This window comes from Roseiconus lacunae, assembly GCF_008312935.1.
Lineage (GTDB): Bacteria > Planctomycetota > Planctomycetia > Pirellulales > Pirellulaceae > Stieleria > Stieleria lacunae.
Map to the genome: position 1 here is coordinate 129,099 of NZ_VSZO01000043.1, position 22,181 is coordinate 151,279.

Below are 22,181 nucleotides of genomic sequence, written 5' to 3' on the forward strand. Positions count from 1 at the left end.
GCTTGCGATCGTCGCGACAGTTTACAGGAACGGCGCGATGACAAGACTGGTGATGGCCAGGACCTTGATCAAGATATTTAGCGACGGGCCCGACGTGTCTTTGAAGGGGTCGCCGACCGTATCGCCGATCACGCAGGCGTGGTGAGTGCCGGAACCTTTGCCACCCAGGTTTCCTTGTTCGACATACTTCTTCGCGTTGTCCCAGGCCCCGCCCGAATTGCTCAATAGTATCGCCAGTAGCACACCGGTTAGCATCGCCCCGACGAGCAAGCCCCCCAGGGCTTCCGGTCCGATCAAAAACCCGACGAGCGGAGGTGTAGCCATAGCAATCACGGCAGGTAGCGGCGTTCGCTTCAGTGCCGCACCGCCGGCGATCCGGATGCAACTGGCGTGATCAGGTTTCGCGTCTCCTTCCATCAGACCGGGGATTTCCCGGAATTGCCGACGGATCTCTTCGACCATTTCTTTGGCCGCATCGCCGACCGCCTTCAGTGTTAATGCACTGAAAAGAAACGGCAGCATCCCGCCGATAAACATTCCTGCCAGCACGATTGGGCTGTCGACCGGCATCCCGGCAGAGGAATCGATCACTTCCATGTAAGCACTGATCACGGCAAGTGAGGTCAGCGCGGCGGCCCCAATCGCAAAGCCTTTGCCGACAGCCGCCGTGGTGTTACCGACTTCGTCGAGTTCGTCGGTGATTTTTCGAGTTTCGGCGCCCATGCCGGACATCTCGGCGATGCCGCCGGCGTTGTCGGCGACCGGGCCGTACGCGTCGACGGTCATGATCATTCCGACCGTTGCGAGCATGCCAACCGCGGCCATCGCGACGCCGTACAAACCGGCAAGGTGTGTGGCCAGCAAAATCGCACCGGCGATCGAGAAAATTGGAATCGCGATCGACTCCATTCCCACGGCCACGCCACTGATGATCACCGTCGCCGATCCCGTTTCGCCCGCTTCGGCGATTCGTTCGACCTTTCGGCCACGAGTGTAGTACTCGGTCGACAAACCGATCACGACGCCGGCAACCGTTCCTGCGACCACCGCCCAGCCAACATTCCAATTGATCCCTAGCAACCAAAGCGTGATGAAGATCGCCGGCAGGAACAGTCCGCTCGATCCGACCAATCCGAAACGCAGTGCCGTCGCAGCCGATTTTGCTGCCATCGGCTTCATCACAAACATGGTGGCGATCGAAACCACCAAGCCAATCGAAGCGAGCGCCAGCGGAAATATCTGCAGCGACGTTCGGCCTCCCAAGGCATCCGCGTTCGCGTCTGATAGCACCAAGGCGATCGCGAGCGCCGACACCATTGAACCGCAATAGGATTCAAAAATGTCCGCTCCCATCCCCGCGACATCGCCAACATTGTCCCCGACATTATCGGCGATCACACCAGGATTCCGCGGGTCGTCTTCGGGGATGTCCGCTTCGACTTTGCCAACTAAGTCGGCACCGACGTCAGCGCACTTGGTGAAAATGCCTCCGCCAACGCGGGCGAACAACGCGACCAGCGAGGCCCCCATGCCGAAAGAGCTAAATAGCTGCATCGATTGATCATTCGCGCCAAGAACACAGTACAGCCCGCCGAGCCCAATCAGGCCGACCGCTGCGACGGTCAATCCCATCACGCAGCCGCTCATACAAGCGACGGCAAACGCTTCGACACTGCCAGATTCCTTTGCGGCCACCGCCGTGCGGCTGTTCGCTTGCGTCGCCGTCAACATGCCAACCAGTCCAGCGATCGATGACCCAACCGCACCTAAGACAAACGCGATTGACGCGTTAGGCGAAATCAAAACCGCCATGGCGATGCCGACCAACACCACGACCGTCGCCAGCACCGAGTATTGCTGACGCAAATAAACGATCGCGCCGAGCCGAATCGCGCCGGCGATCTCACGGACCTGTGCGTCACCGTCGGGCCGACCTCGGATCATCAGCATGATCGCAAACGCGGCAGCTAACCCCAAGACACCGATGATCGGAACCAACCAAGCGAGATCCATGGCCTTCGTACTCCAGATGCAGATCAAAGTCGACGCACTGGAAATTCAACTTACGCGATGGAAATCCCCGTTGCAAACAGCGCAAGGCGAGACTGCAAGCCTTTTTTCGCTTTCGTTTTGCTCGCAAAAAGGGTGTGGATCTAACCCTCGCCTGTTTTCATTCCAAGCTGTTTCATCTTGCGATACAGGTTCGATCGGTGCAGTTCCATCCGCTCGGCCGCTTCGGTCATGTTGCCGCTGCAGCGATCGATTGAGGACAGGATATGGCTGATTTGAAATTGTCGTGTCGCCTCGGCAAGCGAGTCAATTCCGTTCAAGTTGATGGAGGCAAGTTCCGAAGATTCGCCGCCAAGGGCTTGTCCGTCCATCGAACGCAATTCCAAGTCCGCCGCTTGGATCACATCGCCGCTGGTCAAGTAGCACACCCGTTCGATAGTGTTGCGAAGCTCGCGCACGTTGCCGGGCCAAGGGTGGGAAAGCATCGCCGCTTTGGCGGATTCGGCGAGCGTTGGCACTTGGCGACCAATCTCGTAACAAAAGTGCTGCATAAAATGCTCGGCCAATAGCAAGATATCCGTTCCACGTTTGGCGAGGTCGGGGAGAACCAGCGAGACGACGTTTAGTCGAAAGAACAGATCCTCGCGAAAACGTTTCTCTGCGATCAATTGCTCCAGCGGTTGGTTCGTTGCCGCGATGACTCGGACATCCACCGGGATCGGGACGCTCCCCCCGACGCGGACGACCTCACGCTGTTCGAGGACACGCAGCAGTTTGGCTTGACCGCCGGGGCTCATATCGCCGACTTCGTCGAGAAACAACGTGCCGCCACTGGCGAGTTCGAACTTGCCGACCCGAGTCGAATTGGCATCGGTGAAGGATCCTTTTTCATGACCGAAAAGTTCGCTTTCGAGCAGCGATTCGACCAGCGCGGCGCAGTTGACGGCGACGAAGGGTTCGCCACGCCGATCACTTTCGTAATGGATATGTCGGGCTACCACTTCTTTACCCGTTCCATTACTGCCGAGGATCATCACGGTCAAATCGGTTCCCGCGACGCGTGTCCCCGATTGACGGATGGCGACGATGTCGGGGTGTTCGCCGACGAGTGGGCTGCTGTTGGCGGCATCGCGAACCAAACGATCACGTGAAGCGGTCAATCGCTTTTGAGCACGAAGTGCTTCGATCGCGCCGGCGGCATGCAAGGCAAGATCATTGAGCAGCGATACGTGCGACTCGGTAAACGAGTTCTCCTGATGATTGATTGCTTCGAACACACCGATTGTTTCACCACGCTGGCCGATCAAGGGCACCGCGACCAACGACGTTGTTTGAAAGTCAAGCGATTGATCGACCGATCGGTTGACGCGTGATTCGTCGTCGTCCCCGCCGTTCCAAATCTTCGGCTCGCCGGTCGCCAACACTTCGCCCACAATGCCCGCGTCGTCCGAGATAACGAGTGGATCCTCGATCCCGACGGAAGGTTTGCCAACCAATTTCTTACGTCGCTTATCCCACAAGAAGATACTGACACGCTGGCAACTGAGCAGCTTAATTGCGGTCTCGGCAATTTCGTTGAGCAGCGAATCTTCGTCGCTGGTCGGGAGCAATTGGTTGCGTTGCCACTGCGCCGATGCACGCAGGACCTGCGAGAGTTGATGTACCCGCTCACGCTGCCGTTGGCACTGACCTGCCAAGGCAACATGTCGGAGAAAAATTTCGCCCGTCCGCGAGAGTTCGGATCGACTGGCGGAATCGTTTGCCAGGTACAGCACCAAGCACGTCGGGCGATCAACCGGCTGCGAGGCCTCGGTCGACGGTGCAATGCTCGGGACGACCATCCACGAATGATGCATCACGGCTGCCCCTCGATCGACCGCGCTTGCGATCAGGTCCAGCGGCATGGCCGGGGGAGTCGACTTCTCGACTCGCTGGCTGTAGTGCGATGAGTGTGAACTTTGGGCTTCCGGCCACTGCGGGGTACCAGCCCACGATTCGACTTTCCACCCGCCTTGACGCTGGGACACGAGGGCGGCCCCACCGGCATTTAAGACTCGAACGAGATCGGGAAGTGACCGCTTCAAAAAGGGCAATCGGCCTTGGGAACAGGTGACCGTTTCGGTCAATTCACGAAAGAATGAATAAGCTTCCACGGGGGAGACAAGATCGCTGGGACGAGAAGGGGAAATTGAATGAGTCATCGTGCGCAGGTTTCCGAGCATCCGTAATTCATCGGTAAAGACGCCGAAGAAGCGCCGTTGAGGTAAACAAAGGCCTCCTACTCATTCCGGCAAAGACGCCAAATAGACGACATCGCCCTTTTCACGTTATCTTGTGCGGGCCCCAATTGGTGGCGTTTGCTCAGCACAAGTGAGTTACTTTTCAGTAGGACAACAAATCGAGATGCAATTTCAGGGAAAAAAGGGGCTGATTTTAGGTGTCGCCAACGAGAATTCGATTGCCTGGGCGATCGCTCAGGAAATCATGAATGCCGGGGGAGTGTGTGGATTTACCCACTTGCCCGACCGCCCCGATGACGAGCGAAAACGCAATCGAAGGCGTGTTTCCCAACTGACCGACAAGTACGAAAACGCTGCATTTCTGCTGCCAATGGACGCGCAGAAAGACGAGGACATCCGCACCGTCTTTGATACGACGGCGGAAAAATTCGGCAAAATCGACTTCGTCCTTCACTCGATGGCGTTCGCCGATCGTGAGGACTTGGCCAAAGATACGATCTTCACCAGCCGCGCCGGTTTTGCCCTCGCGATGGACGTGAGCGTTTATACACTTCTGGCCTGTTGTGCAGCTGCTAAACCGATTATGAATGCCGGTGGATCGATCGCGACGATGACTTACTTCGGTGGCGAGAAGTGCGTCCCCGGCTATAACGTGATGGGGGTTTGCAAAGCAGCGTTGGAAGCGGCGATGCGGTACGCCGCCTACGACTTGGGACCCAGTGGAATCCGTGTCAACGCGCTCTCGGCAGGCCCCGTGCGGACGCTCGCCGGTCGAGCCGCAGGCGTCGAAGAAATGTTGAAGCTGTACGACCGGATGGCCCCGCTTGGACGCAACATCACTCACGAGGAAGTCGGTCGCACCGGCGCGTTTTTGCTAAGTGATCTCAGCAACGGAATCACCGGCGAAATCCTGCACATCGACGGCGGTTACAACGCGATGGGTAGCCCGGGTCGTTTGCTCGATGACCTCAAGTAACACTCTCTCGTAGCGGAAGCCGCGGAGGCTTTCGGCACACCACCGAAACGCTCCGCGGAAAAACACAATGCCGGTCGCGGCATCGACGCGCCACTACAGTCTTTTAGCCCTTCATGTCGGATATGAGTGGGCTGCACCAACCTATCAACCCAAGAACAAACCATGGTCCGTACCGCTAGCACGATGTTGTCGCTGGGCACGAAGGCACCCGAATTTTCACTTCCAGAATGCGACGGCGGCACCGTCAGCTTGTCCGATTTCGCAGGCAAGAAAGCTTTGTTGGTGATGTTCATGTGCAACCACTGCCCGTACGTCAAACACGTCGCCGATCAGTTGAAGTCATTGGCGGACGATTATTTAGCGAAGGACGTTGCCGTCGTTGGGATCAGTAGCAATGATGCGGAGACCTATCCGGATGATTCGCCCGAAAAGATGAGTGAAGAGAAGAAGCAGCGCGGATACGCCTTTCCGTATCTTTACGACGGCGACCAAAAAGTGGCTCAGGCGTACGCCGCGGCGTGCACGCCCGATTTCTATCTTTTCGATGCCAATCAAGAACTGGTCTACCGCGGGCAACTCGATTCGTCGCGGCCGAAGACCGATATCCCGGTCACCGGCGAAGACCTGCGAGCGGCGATCGATAAAGTCCTTGCGGGGGAAAAGCCAGGCGAGGTTCAACGGCCTTCGTTGGGCTGCAACATCAAATGGAAAGACGGCAACGAACCGGCCTACTTCAATCCGACCGGCGTGAGCTGAGTGCTTTCCTACCTGCAAAACCTGACGCTGCGGCTGGCCGCCGGCGCCGCAAAGCTGGATCCGAAAACGAGGCAATTGCACGCCGATTGGCTGATCGCTCAGCAACGCGCCGATGGCGGCTTCGCCGGTCGCGAAGGCGACAGCGATCCTTATTACACGGCGTTCGCACTGCGGGCGCTTTGGATTGTGGATGCCCTTTCTGATCAGATCGGCCAGCACGCGGCAAGCTTTCTGCGTTCGCGTTTAGCCCATCGTGAAAGCATCGTTGATTTGATCTCCTTGATCTTCGCCGCCGCCATTTGCGAAATGGCGGTGGGAGCCGAAGTGGTCGAAAACGACGACGCAACTTGGGCGGATAACGTGACCGAATTGTTAGAGTCACTGAGGACCAGCGACGGCGGCTTTGCGAAGTCTCCCGAAGGTCGCGCCGGAAGCACCTATCAAACGTTCTTGTCGGTGCTTTGCTTGGAACTGATGGGCCGGCAGCCGGTCGACGCTTCTGCGGTTGCCAACTTTGTCCATTCCCAGGCTCACCCCGACGGCGGGTACCTCGAAATCCGTGCAGCCAAGCGTCCCGGGGTGAACCCGACCGCGGCCGCAATCGGGACGCTCAAAACACTCGGCCTGCTCGACACCGTCGACACCGAAGCAACGATCGAATTCCTCGCCGAGATGCAATCCGATGAAGGTGGCTTTACCGCCAACACGCGAATTCCGTTTGCCGACTTGCTTAGCAGTTGCACCGCAATGATCACTCTCGATGATCTCGGTGCGATTGAGACGATCGATCGGCAAGCGGTTGCCCGTTATGCCGAGTCGATGCAGATGTCTGCGGGCGGTTTCGCCGGGTTCCAACTCGACCAAACGGCCGACGTGGAATACACGTTCTATGGGCTCGCAGCCCTTTCGATGTGTCAATAAGGCTGGCGGCGAGTTCAACGCAGGCCTGATTGGCTAGATCGTTTTACGAATCAGTCCGGAACCCGTGCTCTCTAAACGCCTCGGTGGATCTCGCCACCTATATCGAGGACATGTTGCTAGCAATTGCTGTTCGTCGGCGATTCGGATTGGACTTTCGGGGCCGGGGTAGATTTCGCTAGGATCCAGGTTCGACGACCCTCAAACGTTGGAAGGATCCACGTGTCTGCTGTGCCACAAAAACAAGGATTCGATGCCACCGAAACGGCCGCACAGGCCGGCCGAGGTGGGCATCACACCGCCGCACCAGAAACGCTGATCGAACGATTGCGGATGATCCGTCAGTTTGTCAGCACCGAAGCTAACGCGTTGCAATCGGCAGCGAAAAACCTTGGCCCATCGGCAGTCCAAGCGGCCGAATTAACGGCGGAGTGTCAAGGCAACATCGTAGTCACCGGTGTCGGTAAGGCCGGTTTGGTCGGGCAAAAACTGGTTGCCACACTGGCAAGCACGGGGACACCGGCGCACTTTTTACATCCGACCGAAGCGGTGCATGGTGATTTCGGACGAGTCCGTTCGGACGACCTTGTTTGGGCGATTTCTAATTCCGGCCGCAGCGACGAGGTGTTGGCGATCGCGTCACAGCTACGTCGTCAATCAACCGGATTGATTTCGATCACCGCCGACGAGGATAATCCGTTGGCCAAAACTGCTACGTGTAAAGTTGCCTATGGCAAACAGACCGAAGCCTGCCCGCACGGTTTGGCGCCGACTAGCAGTACCGCTGCGATGATGGCAGTCGGGGATGCGATCGCGCTGATGGCAAGTCAACTTCGCCGCTTCACCGCGACCGACTTTCGTCGATTTCATCCCGGCGGTGCGCTTGGCAGAAAACTCGATCGTGTCGAAAAGCTGATGCGTCCACTCGAGAGCTGCCGCTTAGCGAAGGACTCTGTTTCGATTCGCGAATGCATGGTTACCTGTTCGATCTCGGGCCGACGTAGCGGTGCGATCATGTTGACCAATACAGACAACGTGTTGACCGGGATCTTCACCGACAGCGACCTCGCGCGGTTGTTGGAATCACGTTGCGAAGACGCACTCGACGGTCCGATCGGTGACAAGATGACGATCGATCCCCATTGCGTGTCACCGGAGACAATGGCGAGTGATGCGATTTCGCTGCTCAGTCAACTTCGGATCAGCGAACTACCTGTCGTGGATGCGATGCGTCGGCCAGTTGGAATGATCGACATCACGGACTTGATCGCACTCGGAGAGATCGCCGACTCGACACCGAGTCATGATCCGCAGATGCGTCCAATCGTCCCCTTCAAGCTTTAAACCACATTCGATGCCTGTTTCTCTTCGTTCCGATCAGGACCTCGCTGATTCCATCGTTTGTGTTCTTAGTGACGTCGACGGCGTCATGACCGATGGACGCATCATCTATGACTCCAGCGGAGCCGAGTCAAAACAGTTTCATGTTCGCGACGGACTTGGGATCAAACGATGGATCAATAGTGGTTTCACATTCGGCATCATCACCGCGCGCAGTAGCGAGGCGGTTCGTCGTCGAGCCGAAGAGTTGACGATCGATCCGGTGTACCAAGGCGTGAAAGACAAAGCTGCCTGTGTCACGGGGGTCGCAAAGTCACTGCAGATCGATCTCAACCAGATTGCCTATATCGGCGACGACCTGCCTGACCTGGGGCCGATGAAAGCCGTCGGTTTGGCGGTCGCTCCGGCGGACGCCGCTCGTGACGTTCGCGACGCGGCTCATTGGATTCTTAGTAAGAACGGTGGCGACGGGGCGGTTCGAGAGATGCTCGAACGTTTGCTTCGCGCAAAAGATCGCTGGACCGTTGAGGGGACTCGATGAACTGGATCAGTGCCAACCTGCGGAATTACTTTCTCGCGTTGGTGACGCTGATTCTATGCGCGTATGGATACGACGAGGCATCGCGCCGGTTGCTTGCGGTTCCCGAAATCGAAATCGTAAAACCAAAGCCGCCGACCAAGGACGCATCGCTGCGAGAAGAACTCGTCGATTTGTTTCCACCGGACGCGTGGGAACTCGGTGATTGCAAACGAATCATCACCGGACGCGGGACACTGTTGTTTAAAGATTGGCAGCAAATTGCCGATGACGAGTGGAAACTGGAACCGCTAACAATCGTGATCGGACGTGGCCTCGCTTCCGATGATGCACCGGCGCCGATCGTCTTGAAGGCTCCCGATGGCGCCGAAGTCCGGTTTTCACGCGGCGTTGACCTTACCGGCACGGCCAACAAAAGTGCCCCACCGATCAAGATGGGACGTATGATCGGCAAGGTCACCATCTGGCGAGCGGGCAACGTCGAAACGCACCAAGCACTCCACGTGGAAACCAGCGACGTTCGAATCGACAAAGAAAAGGTTTGGACGACCGAAGCAATCGACATGACGCTGGGCACCGCCAAGCTACGCGGGAGCGACTTGACAATCCAGCTTGCCGTCAGTGCAACGGCGGCGACGTCGGTCGACACACCTTCGACGTTGCTGGACCAAATGAATTTGGTTTACCTGGATGAATTAACGATCCCGCTCGATGATCCGAACAGTGTTCTTACCGCAGACGCCTCGCATAAGCTTGGCGGTATCATTTCGGTGACTTGTAACAATCGTGTGCGATACGATTTTTCCAATGATAGTTTGACGCTTTACGACCGCGTTGCGATCACACGTCGTGTGCAGGATCAGGTCCTTGACCGAATCGACTGTGACGTCGTCAACCTAGTCCTTCGTGATCCTGCCAATCGAACCATGGTCCGACAAGGTCCACTCGATTGGATCGACAAGATTATCGCCGAAGGACACCCAGCGGTTGTCAATCTTGGGTCACAACAATTCTTGCTCCAGGCTGAACGGATCGATTTCGATGCGATCAACGGATTGTTACGAACCGAAAGCAGCGAGGGGGTTCGGTTGGTTCGCCAAAACCTTTCGGCACACCTTCGCAATCTGACCTATCAGTACTCGCCTCAGTACCCGAAAGAGCTTGGCGTGATCGACGTCGTTGGGTCAGGGAAAGTACAAATCAGCGATCCCGAAATCGCGGTGAAGAATTTGACTTGGATGGACTCGTTTAAATTGGAGCCGATCGCAGCGGCCAACATCGATGACATCCGCGCCGGGCACGTCGAACCTCGGTTTCGATTGGAAATCAACGGGAACGTGCGTGCCGAACTGGCCGACGACGGTATCGCAAAGGCGGACCAAATTGCCGGAGAACTGATCGCGGCGAAACAAGTGGCTTCGCCTAGCGGGACCGATGGGGAAGCGAATGTAGCAACGTCGAAAGCAAAGATGACACTCGTTCCGGAGGTCTTCCATGCGATGCGTTCGGTCTCGATCGACACCAATCAGATCGCCGTCGCGACCGAGCAGCTTAGTCTTTACTTCGAGCGTGCGGCCGACTTGGGAAAGCAAGTTGCCAAGCAAGTGGTACCGACTTCGCCTTTGGTTGCCGCCGTCCGCCAACCGCATGCGGCGTCGCCGATCGTGGGAGCAAAAGGATCGCTTGGCAACTTGGTCGGCTTCGCACAACCGAACACTGCCGACGGTTCACTGCACCGTCCGGTTGCACGCCCGCGACCCGAGATATCGGGTGAGATGATCAGCGCGCAATTGCTGATCACCAACGACGGCATCGAACCCAAGGACGTTAGCATCAACGGTGGCGTCCATCTGAAGCATCAAATTCTATCCGCGGATAGTTCACTACCGGTCGAGATGCTCGGACAAACGATGCGATTGATCCGCGGTGGCGTCTCTCAATCAAGCGGACGCGATATTTTGCAGCTTGGCAGTGGCCCCGAAGCGCCGGCCCGACTGATCATGGACGATGGTTTTTTTGTCGGGCCGACCATCAAGGTTTGGCCATCGGAAAACCGAATCGAAGTCGACGGGGCAGGCGAGTTGAAGGTTCCAACTTCGGTACTCAAACGCGACCAACAACCGACCGATCCGAAGGTGTCGCTCGCCGGTAATCGCACCGTCGATCGCGCACAGCCTGCCAACTTAGGCGGCCCGGGAAAAGGTGACCGTACGGCGATGTCCAATATTCAGTGGACGTCTAATCCCCATTGCCGTTGGGGGCAAGCGTTAACATTCGATGGTAGCCAGGCGGTGCTTAGCGGTGGCGTCCAAATCGATGCCGCGATGATCAATCAGGGCGAGCCTTGGAGCCAACGGATGTCCGGTCAACAAATGATGATTGCGCTCTCTTCACCGATTGAATTGCTAGACAAGGAAACGATGAAGTCGGCCGAGCTTCAACAAATCAGCCTCTACGAATCGCAGCAAGAGGCGGTCGTCGTTCGTGCCGAACAGCGAGACGTTTACAATCAGATGCAGGCGATCCATGTGATCACCTCACGACAGCTCGATTTTTTGCCGGTCGATCAAGGGAGAATTGTCGGTACTGGCCCCGGATGGTACCGCGGATGGATGATGACCGATTCAAAGTCATCCATCTTGTCGCCCGACGCGACTAAAACCGAGCACCTGGGCAATCAAGTGCTACAAGGTACACACCTCACCTACCGTGATGCGATCGAATGCGATCTGAAGTCCGAATCGGTAGCATTCGGTGGAGGCGTTCGCGCCGGGATAAGAAAAGTGAATCGCTGGGACGAGGTAGTGGATGTCAATGAGATGTCACGACTAGCCGTCGGTGAGATGACGCTTGATTGCCATCGGTTGGCTTTCGGTATCTCGCCAGGCTATCCCAAGCATCTTCGTAAGATACCTGGGGCAAAAACGCCATGGGAATTGGTCGCCGATGGCGGCGTCGTCGCCAGGTCCAACCTGGAGCAAAAAGGCCTCTTTGAGCTGACAGCAAACCGCGCGTCGTATCAATCCGAGAAATCTTGGTTGATCGTCGAGGGATCCCCCAGTCGAAGCGCATTCGTAAATCAAACGCGTCCTGATGGAACCCAAGGCCTAAGACTTAACTCACCGAAAATTGCGGTGAATTTGGAGACCTACGAGTCTCAAACCGTGATTCAAGACGCGCAGGTAAGAAATATTCCGTTGCCCAAGCGGGGGCGATAAGACCAAATCCTGAACTGCCGATGTCTAACTCGGTTGATCGAGGACATCTCGGCATCACCTAAGACGCCGCAGTAGCCACGCTGTCTCTCGTCCCCGATCGGGACGACCGAGTCACGCGGTTGCTACAAGGGTCGGCACCCGCCACGGTCTTATCGACGACCGGCGTACTTCGAACGGTCGCTAACGAATTGTTCGAGCGTCTGTTCCATCGATCGCAATTCGTCGTCGAGCCATGCGGCATAGTCGTTCCGCGATTGATCCGATAGCAAGTCCGTCATGACGGTCCAATCTTCGACATCACGAATCGCGTCAACCGCGTTTACGTGGCTCGGCAACTCGTTGGTCAAGTTGTTTTCGTTGCTGGAAGCTTGCATCGGGATACCCTCCGGCAGGTGGCTTTAGTTTGGGTCGTGAGTCCGTTCACAGCGGGCGGCGGCTTGCGGGGTTGCTGGCCAGCCTTGGTTCGGTGAATAAGACGCGCCAAGCGGGATCCTGGTTCGTCATGATTGCAAAACCATTTAGTCGTCGCAGAGGTGCAAGTGTCATACCATTAACTTGGCCTTGCCGGCCTCTGTGTCTTAGCTAAAGACGCCAAACGTTGGTTTTTGGGGTGAAAAATCCTGTGAAAAAGTAATTCGAAATCTTCCGAGATTTCGTGACCTGTCGTTTCAAATCAATGCGATGTTGCGAATCTGCCACAACATCATGCAACAATGGCAGACTCTGCACAAACACAACGCACTGCCATATACTACTCCGTTGTCGTCCTGTAAGGGAGTCCAGTTGCTCGTAAATTTGGTTTTTGACTGGATTTCGCCGTGAATTGCTCCGGTCACACCATCGCGACCTGTCAAGTCCTTGCTAGCAATCAGGTTTACCTTGACGGCAGTGACTTCTCACAGCGGGTAGGGGAAACTTTCACGGCGGTTCCCAGTGGCTGTGCGTACAGGCTGACGCGAAGTTCTTCAATCATCCAGCGAAACTCGGTCGCGACCTGTTTTTCGGCCGCCGCTTCGTGTTCGCCGAGCGTCTCGATCCAGCGGTTCCAGAGGCGTTCGATGGTTTCGGTTGCCTCGCGGTCTCGATTTCCCGAACCACTTCGCAGTTTATCCATTCGGTACGAAATCGCCGATAGATATCTCGGGTAATGTTGCAGCCACTGCCATGGTGTGATTGCGAGGAAGCGATCGCAGAACAGCCATTGGAGTTGCCGACGGATGTCGTGATCGGCTTGTGAAAAGCGTGAGGCGGCGAATTCTTCGCGGTCGCTGCGAAGCGTCAGATAGGCTTGGGCGAGTGATGCGAGCCATTTCGCCATTTCTTGGACCGCTACCGCGATCCGCTCCCCTCGGTCGGTCCGTCGCTGCTCGAATTCGTCCCTACTGCGGACCAATGGCTGTTTTTCGACGAACGCCAAACGTGCGATCAGGTCGATCAGTAGCGATTCGATTTCATGGCCAATCTTCAAACCGGACAGTTGGATTTTGATCCGGTCGAGTTCCGGGAGCCATTTGACTTGCCGCCGCAGTTCCTTTCGTTCGGCAATCGCGTACAGGCGGGTCAGTCCTTGACGGTGCGTTGCTTCGGCGGCGGTTTGGTCGGCGAACCATTCGATCGTGACGTGGTCGCCACGATCAAGGAAAGCCGGGAACTGGGCGACCTTGACTCCACCGCGTTCCCGAACGACTTGTCGATCCAAGCGTTCGATCTCAAACGTTTTCATCGGCTCGCCGGCGCTGATGTCGATGTCTGGTTGAGACGCCGAGGATGAGTCGGCTCCTTCGGCAGGAAAACGTGACCGAAGCGGGGCGATACCACGGCTTTGTGCGAGTGTTTTCCCCTCGTCGTCGACGACTTCGACTAGGAACTGATAGTGGTCTTCGAGCTTTTCCTGCTGGAAGTCATCGGGACTGATTCGCATTTCGGCATGACGGCCCATCGCATCACAGGCGGCTTGCATGAAGGGGACTTCACCGTAGACCTGCATCAGTTCATCGCGGATCTGTTTGGCGACGTCGGCCGCCGGGACAAGATTACGACGAATGCGTTTGGGGAGCGACTTGATCATCGCAACGATTTTTTGCTGCAGCAAACCGGGAACCAACCAGCCAAGGCGATCATCGCTGATTTGCGAGATCGCGGCCCGGTGAATCTTTAGACTTACCCCATCGTCATCTGCCCCGGGTTCGTAGCGATAGCGCAGCGGCAGCTCACTCCCACCGACGGAAAGGTGATTGGGGAATTGATCTTCGGTGATCTCATCGACGTCGATATCAATCAAGTCCGATGGTTGCATATAACCGCTGGCGTCATCGTCGGAAGCTTGCGGCGGGTGGGCTAACCAAGCGGACAGGCTGGCGGAATCAAATGGTTTCTCTGCCCAGGCGGGAATCGGGTGCGTTTTGGAGAACTTTTCCAATCGGCCACGATCGACCACGTCATCGGGCAAACGCTCTTGGTAAAACCGCGTGATCACATAATCGTCCACCACCAAATCGCGACGCCGTGTTTTGGCGGCCAGTTCTTCGAGTGCCTGGCGAAGCGCCCGGTTATGACGCACAATCCGTGCGTTGGTCGACAACAATTGCTGAACCAATCCATGGCTGATCAACAATTCTTGTGAGGTGGATGGATCGATCGGTGGCAGCGGGACGCGCCGTTTCACAACGATCGGGAGCCCAAAGAGCGATTGTCGTTGATAGCAGAACGCACCTCCCGCTTTTTCACTCCAGTGAGGTTCCGAATACGAAGACTTGAGCAGGTGAGCACCAACTTGTTCGATCCAATTGGGCGAGATCTTAGCGACCGTGCGGGCATATTGCTTCGTCGTTTCGACAAGTTCGGCCGCCACGATCCATTTTGGCTTGGAATCAAAGACGCCGCTTCCCGGCCACAGGTACAGCTTCAAGTTGCGTGGGCCGATGTAAACATTTTTCTCGCCCGCCATCGCGACACCGCTCAGGAATCCCGCCAGCAAGGCTTGGTGAACACTCGCATAAACTTCCTTTTCAACGGTCCGATCGGCATGGTCGGAATAGCGGATTTTGTTGACCGCCGGTGCCACGCGTCTACCACTTTCATTGGTCTTGTTCGGACGCTGTTTACCTCGGCTTCCGGTCGCGATTTCGCGAAGTTGACGATAGGTATCCGACCACTCGCGCATCCTGGTAGGTGAGAGAAATCGCTTGCCGAGTTCACGATTGAGTTTGCTTCGTGAAAAGTCGGCGCGAGATTGTTCGTAATACCGCCAAAGTTTTAGCAGCGAAAGAAAATCGCTTTCGCCATCTCGGAATTCGGCATGCGCCTCATCGGCGGCTTGTTGTTTTTCCGGCGGCCGCACACGGGGGTCGGCGATCTCCAACGCCGCGGCGATCGGTAGAACTTCGCCCAGCACGCCATGATCTTCGGCGGCCAGGATGATACGACCAATCCGAGGATCGACGGGCATGTTGCCGAGGGCGTGTCCGATATCGGTCAGTTCGTGACGTTCGTCAATGGCGTTTAGTTCGATCAGCGTTTGGATGCCTTCACGAACCGATTCCGGGCGTGGGACGTCCAGTAGCGGCAGCGCATCAAGCGAACCTAACCCCAGTGTTTTACTTTTCAGCACGACTGAAGCCAGGTTGGTACGTTTGATTTCCGGTGTCGTAAAATCTTCGCGTGATTGGTAGTCTTCGTCAGAAAACAAACGCACGCAGATTCCCGGGCCGACACGCCCACAACGACCGGCGCGTTGATCGGCGCTCGCGCGACTGACCGGTTCGATCGGCAACCGTTGCAGTTTACTACGTGGGCTGTAGCGACTGATACGGGCGGTGCCGCTATCGATCACGTAGCGAATCCCCGGCACCGTCAATGAGCTTTCGGCGACGTTGGTGGCAAAGATCAGACGTTGGCGATTCCCACTGGGATGAAAGATTCGTTGTTGGTCTTTTTGTGGAAGCCGTGCATACAGCGGTAGCACTTCGACACGACCCTCCAGCCCCATGCGTTTGTAGTGTCCGGCAACGCGATGAGAGACCATACGGATGTCGCGTTCGGTGGGCAAAAATACTAACGTGTCGCCCTGTCCGCTGCGGGAGAGATTTTTGATCGCCGCGATCACATGGTTCGACAGGTCGTATCCGCGTTCGCCATCGCCCGCGACTTCTTCCCATGGCAAATATCGAATCTCGACCGGGTAACCTCGTCCTTCGACATTCAAAATCGGTGCCGGACCTTGATCATCGGCGAAGTGCTCGGCAAAACGTTCGGCATCGATCGTCGCCGAAGTGATGATGATTTTGAGGTCGGGGCGTTTGGATTGCAGTTGCCGCAAGTAGGCGAGCAGGAAATCGATGTTCAGCGATCTCTCGTGTGCCTCGTCGATGATGATCGCATCGTATTGATCGAGGAATCGATCGTTGCCCGTTTCGGCAAGCAGTACCCCATCGGTCATCAGCTTGATCATCGTATCGGGGCCCGTCTGGTCACCGAAACGAACTTGGTAGCCGACTTGTTCGCCGAGCGAGCATTCGAGTTCCTCGCTCAACCGCGTTGCGATACTGCGTGCGGCAAGTCGACGTGGTTGGGTGTGCCCGATCATCGCCTCGCGGCCGAGACCGGCTTCAAGACAAAATTTTGGCAGCTGGGTGCTTTTTCCGCTGCCTGTTTCACCGCAGACGACAATCACTTGCCGCGACCGAAGCGTCTCAATAATTTCCGATCGGTACTGAGAGATCGGCAAGACATCGGGATAATCCAGTTTCGGCTGATACGCTTCCCGGCGTCGACGCCGCGTCACCGAATCGAGCAACCGCTGTTGAAATGTTGACGCGTCGAGCCGTTTTCGTTGGCGTCGCAAGCGAAACCTGTCCGCCCGCATCGCGTCATCGAGCGTGACCGATTCGGGATCGATCGGGACGAGATTAATCGAGAGATCCGGCCCCGTCGACGGGCTGTGGCCCGCGACGGTCGTATCCGCTCCCCCGTCCTTTACGGCATCCGGCCTTGCGGCATCACGCGACGACTCGGACGTTGCTTTCGCATTGCCGGTAGATTCATCAGATGATTCGCCGGAGCGACTCGCCGGCGGCTTGTTTGGATTGAGTGAAGGACTGGAGGGCTTGAAGCTCATTTCCCGATCGAGTCAGCCAACGCATCGGCCCCGTAGATTTTGCGGAGGGCATGCAAAATCCCGACGCCGGAAACGCTAACCGCACGTGCCTGTTGGTCGGTGTAAAGATAATCGCTGGTCAGGCTTTGAATGTTACCGTCAAAGATCAATCCCACCAACTCACCTTGACGATTGACCACCGGCGAACCGCTATTGCCGCCGATGATGTCGGCGGTGCAAACGAAATTCAATTGCGTGGACAAATCGAGCGCGTCCTTATGTCGGTTCCAGGATTCCGGCAGGTCAAAGTCAGTTTGCCCAAGATGTGAAGACTCGTGCTCGAACGCGCCGGCGAAATCGGTCGCCGGTTGAATCTCTTCGCCGTCTTCGGTGTAGGTTTTGACCTGACCGTAGGCCAACCGCAGCGTGAACGTTGCATCGGGGTAGCCGCTGTTGCCTTGGAGTTTGCTGACCGCCTGGGTCAACTTCGCGTACGCCTGACGTTCGCGTTCGTCCAATTCTTCGCTATGGGTGCGGAGTTGCCTGTATTCGTCTTCGAGTAGCAGGGCCAATTGAATGATCGGATCGGCAGACGATTGGACGGCCGCATAGTCGCCGTCGAGGTACCGTTTTCGGGCTGCGACGTCAAACAGTTCGGTGCCGTCAACCAACTCAGCGGCGCGTTGCCGAGGGCTTTTGCCGGCCAGGACTTTGGCTACCAGTGCATCGTCGCCACCGCGGGTTTCGACGAACCGAGACAGTTCATCGGCCAGTTTGACGCGTTCAAGATCGGCATACACCGGGGCTTCGCTGAGCAGATCTTGGACGAGCGATTCACGCCCCGAATCGGTAAATTCACGCAGTCGCTGTTCATTTGGCTTCGCATCCTCGGCCGCCCGCAGGACTGTCGTCAGTGCAAGGTCGTAGAGTCGCGAGCGAAACGTCACGCTCTCGCCCAGCTTCTTTGCTTTTTCGGTTTGGATTTCGGCGATCTCGGCGAAGACTGATTCGGTGCCCGCCAACTCCGGATCTGCTTTGATGGCCGCGATCAATTGATCTTCGCGACGTTGTTTCGTTGCGATTGTGTTTGGGTCTTGCAGTCCGGCGAGCATCCCGGTGTAAGCCTTTCGTCCGTTTTGAATCCCAAACAACTCGTCACGAGCCCTGCGGGTCGCCTCGACGCCGTCGAGACCGAACTGTTGCATCAGGATTTCTTTTCGTCGCAGATAATCGAGCACATAGGGCATACGGTGATCGCGCAAGTACTTCAGCGCCGCGACGGTGAAGATCCGCTGCGTCCGTCCCGGGTTGCCGCTGACAAATACCAAGTCGCCTTCGTCCACCCCGGCTTCGTTCCAGCGTAGAAAGTGTTCGAGCTGGGCCGGTTTTCCGTCTTCATAGACACGCATGATCGTCGCGTCCATGCAGTAGCGAGGGTATTCGAAGTTGTCTGCGTCACCACCGAAGAAAGCTGCGGCAGTTTCCGGTGCCCAGACCAATCTGACATCGGTGTATTTTTTGTATCGATAAAGATGATACGTCGCCCCGCCGAACAAGGTGACGACGTCGCTTCGCAACCCCGTTTTCTCAAGAGACTCTTGTTCGATGGTTGCGATGACCGCTCGTCGCTGCTGGGCAGCCTCGGCCGGTGAGGCGTTTTTTTCGATTCCCTCGGCGACACGCGAAGTGACGTCTTCGATCGAAACGAGTTGGTTGAGTTCCAAGTCCGGGGCTTGTAATTCTTCGTCGAGTGACGTCGCGAGAAAGCCATCGTCGATCAGGTTGCGATCCGCGCTGCTGAGCTTATGAAGCGTGTCGCTGGCCACGTGATGATTGGTCAGGACAAGGCCATCGCTGGAGATAAACGAACCCGAACCTCCGCTATTGAAACGCACCGAAGACAGACGAAGTTCGTCAGCCCAGCGTTCGGTTGGTTCAAAATCGTATTTGGATTTGAGTTCTTTCAAGGGCAGATCGTTGAATAGATACATCCCCTCGTCGCCGGTCGTTTCGACGGTCGTCATGATGGATAGGGCGATAGTAAGCAGGAGAGTTGTAAGCGATTTTCCATTCATGTTAGTTCCGATGGTTGGGTTGAAGCACTCGCCCGCTCTGGTCAGACATGCGGGAGAACGTCCAAATCCGAAGCTCTGAAGTCGCCTCCGATGGCCACTTCGGCAAACACAAGCCAGTTCAGCTTAACGAGATCACTCTCAGGTTGCACCGGTCGGTCGTCGGGAATGGATGGGGGGAGTCACATCACACCGATCACGACCTATGGTTTCGCGTCGGGGAAACACCTTTCGTAGGTGTTCCCTCAACCGGCGCGTCAAATGGTTACACCAGCGGTAATCGCAACGCAGTGTTGGCCGGAACGATGGGGCGACGTTTTCGATCCACCCTTCCGACCAGTGACGTAGGCCCCAAGACGTTAAGCCCCCAAGACTGACTCGATCACGTTGGGACAATGAAACCGGAACTTGCAAAAATGATCGATCGAGAGGAGATGCCCTCGCCGCCGACCGTTGCAGTTGAGCTGTTACGGCTTGTCGGGCAGCCGGAGGTGCGGATCGATGAGATCACCAGAGTCATCAGCGCCGATCCGGCATTGGCAACCAAGTTGATCGATTACTGTAACTCGCCGCTCACGCTTTCGACGCGTCGGATATCTAGCTTGCATCAGGCGGTCACGATGCTCGGATTGAGAACGCTGCGGCTTTTGTCCCTGTCGTTCTCACTGATGGACACGCGAAGCGACCGAGGATTCCCCTACGAAGAGTTTTGGCGACGCTCGCTGGGGATGGCGATCGCGTCGAAGCGATTTGCCGCCGTGAACGGTATCGAAGACGAAGATGAGTGTTTCTTGATGGGGCTGGTGTATCACCTCGGCCTGATGGGAATCGGGGTTTGCTACGCCGAAGAGTTGTCTCAGCGGTTTGGCGATCGATGTGTACTCGACGAATTGACGCCCAAGATTGAACACGATCTTAGCGGAACCAATCGCTTCGAATTGGGCGCCTGCATGCTCGCACGGTGGAACTTTCCCGATTCGATGATCGGTGTTTTGGCAAAGCGAAACACGTCTCCCGAAACTCAAGACTGTTTCTACGCCACGGCCGAACGTCTTGCACAACTGATGTTGTCGGGAACTACCGATCTGCGCGAAGTCGTCGGGCTACGAAAATACGTTTGTCAGAACTTCGGATTAGCGGAAACGCAGTTTGACGAGATGTTCAATGGCATGCTGAATGACTGGAAAGGTTATCAGCCGCTCTTTAATTTTGACACGATTGCTTTCGAATCGCTGCATGATCTCGAGGCCCAGGCGAAGCAATCGATGGTCGAAATCTCGTTGAGCATGGAGCGAACGATTCGAGAGATGTCGCACAAGCACGACGAGTTGTTGCAACTCGCTTGGATCGATGGCCTGACGCAGCTGAAAAATCGTACCGCGTTCAACAATGAAGTTCCCGAGGCGTCGCAGAGCTACTTGCGCGAGTCGCAATCGTTTGGGTTGATGATCGCTGACATCGACCATTTTAAGAACTTTAACGATACGTTCGGACACACCGCCGGCGATTGCATTCTCCGCGAGGTCGGGCACTGTCTTAAACGTCACTTGCGCAAATCCGATCACGTCTATCGGTTCGGCGGTGAGGAATTTGTACTGCTGGTCAGCAACTGCGAATTCGAATCGGTGATGCGGGTCGGAGAACGATTGCGGACGGCGATCGAAGACCTGCGTGTCGACTACGAAGACTATCAGTTGTGTGTCACCGTCAGCATGGGGATCTGCTGGGTGGATCGCGGCAAACACAACAGCTTCGAAGAAATTTTTGAAACCGCCGACGCTTGCCTGTTCGAGGCCAAACGCAAAGGACGCAACCGATGTGTGGTTTCGACGACCGAAAGCGAACCGCGACGGGTGGTTTTCGAAAAGAATGCGAGCCCTGGACCGCTAACGCTGGAATCGTCTACCGAGCCGTCTTGTTCGCCGGCTGCGGCCCGCTAACAAGTCCCTCGATCGCATTTCCGCTCGTCGTCGCATTTTGCCGACTAGCGCTTCAGCCACCTTTGATTTCAGGATGAGCCGCATGGCGTCAGCCACGGTTTCGGTGCATTCACCGGGGCGAACGCCTGTCGGCTGATCAGCCGACCCGAACATTGGGTCTGGACGGAGCATTAACCGCAGACATGCCGCGTCAGAATTTTGACGATGTCCGAAACGTGGTTTGATTTTCGAAAATCAAAGCACAGCGGCTCGGCGGTGCTCGAGAGCCACAGTTTCAAGTCCGCGTCCAAGTCAAACGTCCCGGCGGTTTCGATCGAGTAGCGAACGATACTGCGATAGGGAATCGATAGGAATTCTGTCTTGCGACCCGTCACGCCTTGGCGATCGATCACGATGACTCGTTTGTTGGTCAAGACAATCATATCGCGAATCAATTGATAGCCTGCCTCAATCGTTTCGCCATCGACGATGATCGCATCGATCAGTTTTTCGACTTTGTCGAGGTTGGCTTCCGATGCCGAACCCATGATTCCGGAAAGTAAACCCATGGGATGTTGCCTGTTGGTTGGGCGTATCGACCGTTAGTTGCCGTTGTCGGCGTCTTCAATCATCTGGATGTATTTTCGCAGACGATCAAGTTCGTCTTCAACACCCTTGAGTTTAAGCATATTTTCGACGCGTTTGAGCAAATGCATCTTTTGCACCGGCTTGGTCAAGAAATCGTCCGTTCCGGCGGCAACGGCACGTTCGATATCACCGAGTTCGTTCAATGCCGTGACCATCAACACCATCACACGCGATGTATCGGCGTTGTCTTTGATCTGCTTACAGACTTCGAAGCCGCTTAACTTGGGCATCATCACGTCGAGCAAGACCAGATCAGGCTTGAACGACGCGACTTTGTCCAGCGTGTCCTGGCCGTCGACCGAGGTCTCGATTTCGCAATCAATCCCCACCAAGTAGGCTTCAAGCAACTCGCGGTTGGCCAAGTTGTCGTCCGCGATCAAGATTCGATGCGGAGTGGCGGGAGAAGATTGCGATTCAGACATGGGACAACGGGAGGCTTTTCAAGGGGAA

General features: G+C 56.3%; 14 protein-coding genes. 7 read left to right on the forward strand and 7 right to left on the reverse strand.

Going from position 1 to position 22,181, the window contains the following annotated elements; all coding sequences use genetic code 11:
* Positions 1-21: 21 nt before the first annotated feature.
* Both FYC48_RS22840 and FYC48_RS22845 read right to left on the reverse strand, forming a co-directional pair.
* Entirely contained in the window at positions 22-2,013 is a 1,992-nt protein-coding gene (locus FYC48_RS22840; RefSeq protein WP_149499101.1) for a sodium-translocating pyrophosphatase, read from the reverse strand.
* Positions 2,014-2,153: 140 nt separating this feature from the next.
* Positions 2,154-4,211, reverse strand: a complete 2,058-nt coding sequence (locus FYC48_RS22845; protein WP_235034379.1) for a sigma-54 interaction domain-containing protein — start codon at positions 4,209-4,211, stop codon at positions 2,154-2,156.
* A gap of 202 nt (positions 4,212-4,413) precedes the next feature.
* On the opposite strand from FYC48_RS22845, the gene FYC48_RS22850 reads away from it, so the two are divergent.
* From FYC48_RS22850 to FYC48_RS22875, 6 genes are all read left to right on the forward strand, one after another.
* Complete coding sequence (locus FYC48_RS22850) at positions 4,414-5,226, forward strand: enoyl-ACP reductase FabI (protein ID WP_149499102.1); 813 nt, start codon at positions 4,414-4,416, stop codon at positions 5,224-5,226.
* Between the two features lie 162 nt (positions 5,227-5,388).
* Positions 5,389-5,982 carry a thioredoxin family protein gene (locus FYC48_RS22855; protein WP_149499103.1) on the forward strand — a complete coding sequence of 198 codons (594 nt, stop codon included), beginning with the start codon at positions 5,389-5,391 and terminating at the stop codon, positions 5,980-5,982.
* Positions 5,983-6,903: a prenyltransferase/squalene oxidase repeat-containing protein gene (locus FYC48_RS22860; RefSeq protein WP_149499104.1), complete on the forward strand. Its 921-nt coding sequence runs from the start codon at positions 5,983-5,985 to the stop codon at positions 6,901-6,903.
* A gap of 219 nt (positions 6,904-7,122) precedes the next feature.
* Entirely contained in the window at positions 7,123-8,244 is a 1,122-nt protein-coding gene (locus FYC48_RS22865) for a KpsF/GutQ family sugar-phosphate isomerase (protein ID WP_235034380.1), read from the forward strand.
* 10 nt (positions 8,245-8,254) lie between these two features.
* On the forward strand, positions 8,255-8,782 hold the full coding sequence (locus FYC48_RS22870) for a KdsC family phosphatase (protein WP_149499105.1): 528 nt from the start codon (positions 8,255-8,257) through the stop codon (positions 8,780-8,782).
* Positions 8,779-11,997 carry a hypothetical protein gene (locus tag FYC48_RS22875; protein WP_149499106.1) on the forward strand — a complete coding sequence of 1,073 codons (3,219 nt, stop codon included), beginning with the start codon at positions 8,779-8,781 and terminating at the stop codon, positions 11,995-11,997. The genes FYC48_RS22870 and FYC48_RS22875 overlap by 4 nt, the downstream gene beginning before the upstream one ends.
* A gap of 149 nt (positions 11,998-12,146) precedes the next feature.
* On the opposite strand, the gene FYC48_RS22880 is transcribed toward FYC48_RS22875, so the two are convergent.
* The 3 genes from FYC48_RS22880 to FYC48_RS22890 form a co-directional block, all read right to left on the reverse strand.
* Entirely contained in the window at positions 12,147-12,371 is a 225-nt protein-coding gene (locus tag FYC48_RS22880) for a hypothetical protein (protein WP_149499107.1), read from the reverse strand.
* Between the two features lie 500 nt (positions 12,372-12,871).
* Positions 12,872-17,113, reverse strand: coding sequence for an ATP-dependent RNA helicase HrpA (gene hrpA, locus FYC48_RS22885; protein WP_235034381.1), 4,242 nt, complete (start codon positions 17,111-17,113; stop codon positions 12,872-12,874).
* Positions 17,110-19,116: a S46 family peptidase gene (locus FYC48_RS22890; protein WP_230776080.1), complete on the reverse strand. Its 2,007-nt coding sequence runs from the start codon at positions 19,114-19,116 to the stop codon at positions 17,110-17,112. Before FYC48_RS22890 ends, hrpA begins: the two co-directional genes overlap by 4 nt.
* Positions 19,117-19,580: 464 nt before the next feature.
* Here FYC48_RS22890 and FYC48_RS22895 point away from each other — a divergent pair, with 464 nt between their 5' ends.
* Positions 19,581-21,104 (forward strand): sensor domain-containing diguanylate cyclase, encoded by a 1,524-nt coding sequence (locus FYC48_RS22895; RefSeq protein ID WP_160149718.1) that lies wholly within the window; start codon positions 19,581-19,583, stop codon positions 21,102-21,104.
* 170 nt (positions 21,105-21,274) lie between these two features.
* On the opposite strand, the gene FYC48_RS22900 is transcribed toward FYC48_RS22895, so the two are convergent.
* Together FYC48_RS22900 and FYC48_RS22905 are read right to left on the reverse strand one after the other, a co-directional pair.
* Positions 21,275-21,652, reverse strand: coding sequence for a PH domain-containing protein (locus tag FYC48_RS22900; RefSeq protein WP_149499110.1), 378 nt, complete (start codon positions 21,650-21,652; stop codon positions 21,275-21,277).
* A 33-nt stretch (positions 21,653-21,685) separates the two neighbouring features.
* Complete coding sequence (locus FYC48_RS22905) at positions 21,686-22,153, reverse strand: response regulator (protein WP_149499111.1); 468 nt, start codon at positions 22,151-22,153, stop codon at positions 21,686-21,688.
* Between the last annotated feature and the right edge of the window lie 28 nt (positions 22,154-22,181).

Coding starts and splice junctions, on each gene's coding strand:
- FYC48_RS22840 (WP_149499101.1), bottom strand. CDS start 2,013: ATGGATCTCGCTTGGTTGGTTCCGATCATCGGTGTCTTGGGGTTAGCT.
- FYC48_RS22845 (WP_235034379.1), bottom strand. CDS start 4,211: ATGACTCATTCAATTTCCCCTTCTCGTCCCAGCGATCTTGTCTCCCCC.
- FYC48_RS22850 (WP_149499102.1), top strand. CDS start 4,414: ATGCAATTTCAGGGAAAAAAGGGGCTGATTTTAGGTGTCGCCAACGAG.
- FYC48_RS22855 (WP_149499103.1), top strand. CDS start 5,389: ATGGTCCGTACCGCTAGCACGATGTTGTCGCTGGGCACGAAGGCACCC.
- FYC48_RS22870 (WP_149499105.1), top strand. CDS start 8,255: ATGCCTGTTTCTCTTCGTTCCGATCAGGACCTCGCTGATTCCATCGTT.
- FYC48_RS22875 (WP_149499106.1), top strand. CDS start 8,779: ATGAACTGGATCAGTGCCAACCTGCGGAATTACTTTCTCGCGTTGGTG.
- FYC48_RS22880 (WP_149499107.1), bottom strand. CDS start 12,371: ATGCAAGCTTCCAGCAACGAAAACAACTTGACCAACGAGTTGCCGAGC.
- hrpA (WP_235034381.1), bottom strand. CDS start 17,113: ATGAGCTTCAAGCCCTCCAGTCCTTCACTCAATCCAAACAAGCCGCCG.
- FYC48_RS22890 (WP_230776080.1), bottom strand. CDS start 19,116: ATGACGACCGTCGAAACGACCGGCGACGAGGGGATGTATCTATTCAAC.
- FYC48_RS22895 (WP_160149718.1), top strand. CDS start 19,581: ATGATCGATCGAGAGGAGATGCCCTCGCCGCCGACCGTTGCAGTTGAG.
- FYC48_RS22900 (WP_149499110.1), bottom strand. CDS start 21,652: ATGGGTTTACTTTCCGGAATCATGGGTTCGGCATCGGAAGCCAACCTC.
- FYC48_RS22905 (WP_149499111.1), bottom strand. CDS start 22,153: ATGTCTGAATCGCAATCTTCTCCCGCCACTCCGCATCGAATCTTGATC.